This is a genomic window from Prevotella sp. MGM1 (assembly GCF_002933775.1).
GTDB lineage: Bacteria > Bacteroidota > Bacteroidia > Bacteroidales > Bacteroidaceae > Prevotella.
This window is the reverse complement of the sequence record NZ_BEWV01000089.1, coordinates 1-2,443: the sequence shown is the minus strand read 5'-3', so window position 1 is coordinate 2,443 and position 2,443 is coordinate 1. Positions and strand designations below refer to the sequence as shown.

At 57.3% G+C, this 2,443-nt stretch carries 2 protein-coding genes; both read left to right on the top strand.

Features of this window, described 5'->3' with window-relative positions; all coding sequences use genetic code 11:
• Positions 1-209 (top strand): DUF4133 domain-containing protein (locus MoGM_RS02575; RefSeq protein ID WP_146078625.1); only part of this gene is annotated, 209 nt, incomplete at its 5' end.
• On the top strand, positions 206-2,443 hold a 2,238-nt coding region (locus MoGM_RS02570; RefSeq protein WP_104368639.1), incomplete at its 3' end, for a TraG family conjugative transposon ATPase. The genes MoGM_RS02575 and MoGM_RS02570, both read left to right, overlap by 4 nt.

Below are 2,443 nucleotides of genomic sequence, written 5' to 3'. Positions count from 1 at the left end.
ACATGGTCGGCATCGACCAGTGGGTATGTATCGGCTTCGGCGCGGCATCGTCCTCCGTCCTCGTATGGCAGACCTTCGCGCTGAACGCACGGTACGGCGAACACGGGCTTATGAAGCTGGGAGCGGCACGGAACCATCCCCGATACCTTATCAACCGGCGGCGGATCACCCGATTATTCAAACGGCAACGAAAGGAAGAAACGACATGAGAAATACATCCAAAATGACGACACTGGAAAACAAGTTCCCCCTGCTGGCGGTGGAGCAAGGCTGTATCATTTCCAAAGACGCCGACATCACGGTGGCTTTCGAGGTGGAACTGCCGGAGCTTTACACCGTGACGGACGCGGAGTACGAGGCGATACACGGCTGCTGGTGCAAGGCTATCAAGGTGCTGCCGGACTTCTGCGTCGTCCACAAGCAGGACTGGTTCATCAAGGAGAAGTACACGCCGGAATTGCAGAAGGAGGACATGAGTTTTTTAAGCCGCTCTTTCGAGCGTCACTTCAACGAGCGTCCGTACCTGAAGCACACGTGCTACCTCTACCTGACCAAGACGACGAAGGAGCGCAACCGGATGCAGAGCAACTTCAGCACGCTGTGCCGGGGGCATATCATCCCGAAGGAGCTGGACAAGGAAACCGCCGGGAAGTTTATGGAGGCCGCCGAACAGTTCGAGCGCATCATGAACGACAGCGGATTTGTCAGGCTGCGCCGGCTCTCCACTGACGAGATTGTCGGCACGGAGAAGTCCGCCGGGCTGATAGAGCGTTACTTCTCGCTTATGCCCGAAGGGAATGCGACCTTGCAGGACATCGACCTCTCGGCAAGGGAAATGCGCATCGGCGACAACCGCCTGTGCCTGCACACCCTCTCCGACGCGGAGGACATGCCCGGAAAGGTGGCTACCGACATCCGCTACGAGAAACTCTCCACGGACCGAAGCGACTGCCGTCTCTCCTTTGCCTCCCCGGTGGGGCTGCTGCTCTCCTGCAACCACATCTACAACCAGTATGTGCTAATAGACAACAGCGAGGAAAACTTGCAGAAGTTCGAGAAGTCCGCAAGGAACATGCAGTCGCTCTCCCGCTATTCGAGGAGCAACAGCATCAACCGCGAGTGGATAGACCGCTACCTGAATGAAGCGCACTCCTACGGGCTGACCTCGGTACGGGCGCACTTCAACGTCATGGCGTGGAGCGACGACGCGGAGGAGCTGAAGCACATAAAGAACGACGTGGGCAGCCAGCTGGCAAGCATGGAGTGCGTGCCGCACCACAACACCATCGACTGCCCGACGCTCTACTGGGCGGCGATGCCCGGCAATGCGGCGGACTTTCCTGCCGAGGAAAGTTTCCATACGTTCATCGAGCAGGCTGTGTGCCTGTTCACGGAGGAAACCAACTACCGCAGCTCGCTCTCGCCCTTCGGCATCAAGATGGTGGACAGGCTCACGGGGAAACCCCTGCACCTCGACATCAGCGACCTGCCGATGAAGCGCGGCATCACCACCAACCGCAACAAGTTCGTATTGGGTCCTTCGGGCAGCGGCAAGTCGTTCTTCATGAACCACCTCGTGAGGCAGTATTGGGAACAAGGCGCGCACGTGGTGCTGGTGGACACGGGAAACTCCTATCAGGGCTTGTGCGAAATGATCCGGCGCAAGACAAACGGGGCGGACGGCGTGTATTTCACCTATACGGAGGAGAAACCGATTTCGTTCAACCCGTTCTACACCGACGACTACGTGTACGACGTGGAGAAGAAGGACAGCATCAAGACGCTGCTGCTGACGCTCTGGAAGTCGGAGGACGACAAGGTGACGAAGACCGAGAGCGGCGAGCTGGGCAGCGCGGTGAACGCCTACATCGAACGCATCAGGGCTGACCGGAGCATCGTCCCCTCGTTCAACACCTTCTATGAGTACATGCGCGACGACTACCGCCGCGAGCTGGCACAGCGTGACATCAAGGTGGAGAAGTCCGACTTCAACATCGACAACATGCTCACCACCATGCGGCAGTATTACCGGGGCGGACGCTACGACTTCCTGCTCAACTCCACGGAGAACATCGACCTGCTCGGCAAGCGGTTCATCGTCTTCGAGATTGACAGTATTAAGGAGAACCGCGAGCTTTTCCCGGTGGTGACCATCATCATCATGGAAGCCTTCATCAACAAGATGCGCCGTCTGAAAGGCGTGCGCAAGCAACTGATAGTGGAAGAGGCTTGGAAGGCTCTCTCTTCGGCGAACATGGCTGAGTACCTGCGCTATATGTACAAAACCGTACGCAAGTATTACGGGGAGGCGATCGTGGTGACGCAGGAGGTGGACGACATCATTTCCTCGCCCGTCGTCAAGGAGAGCATCATCAACAACTCCGACTGCAAGATACTCCTCGACCAAAGGAAATATATGAACAAGTTTGATGCCATACAGTCC